At 34.3% G+C, this 756-nt stretch carries 1 pseudogene; it reads left to right on the forward strand.

The features are described 5' to 3' along the window. Positions 1–624, forward strand: a pseudogene (locus tag HMPREF1552_RS12635) (energy transducer TonB); the annotation flags it as partial. Between the last annotated feature and the right edge of the window lie 132 nt (positions 625–756).

The raw sequence follows: 756 nt of genomic DNA on the forward strand, positions 1-756 counted from the left end.
ACCCCACCAAAAGAACAGCCAAAACCTACATCACGCCCAATTATACCCCCAGTTGCATCCACCCCTAAAACTTCCACACAACCAGTTATTTCACAATCCACAGGAAATCCTGCCAGCTCAAAGCCAGTACAAAACACCATAACTGCTTCAAACTCCACTATTTCCAACAATTCTGGACATAAAAACACTCCTTCAAATTCAGAAACTTCACATGGAAACAAAAATGGAAATACTGCTAACGGAAGCTCTACAGGTAACAAAAACGGAAATGGAACAGGAACAAACGGAAATTCAACTAATTCTGGAAATGGAAATGATAAAAAATCTGGAAGTACACGAGGTGGTGGATGTCATGAAGGTACTGATTTTTCAGTTTCATACAGAGAAACATTGGAAATGCCACAAGGCAGTCAACGTTTAAACAGAGAATTTAATGTTGTTGTAAATGTTACAGTAAAATTTACTAGAGGTGGCGGCATCTCAGTAATTTCAGCTTCAGGAGCAAGTTCTATTTTTCTAAATGAAGCCAAAAGAGCCGCTAAAGGAATAAGAATAAACTTCAAAACTAATAATTGCTCATCTGGAGTAATAACAAAACCATTTAGATTTAGAAAAACTCACTAAATATATTTCAAGCAAAATTTCGTTAGAAGAAAAATAGCTGTTTGAGCTTTTGAAATAAACTTTAAGTTAAATAAAATTAATTGGATTAAAATAATTTGTATTCAAAAGCGAGTTCTATTTTTCTTTTATAAG

Source organism: Leptotrichia sp. oral taxon 879 str. F0557 (assembly GCF_000469385.1).
GTDB lineage: Bacteria > Fusobacteriota > Fusobacteriia > Fusobacteriales > Leptotrichiaceae > Leptotrichia > Leptotrichia mesophila.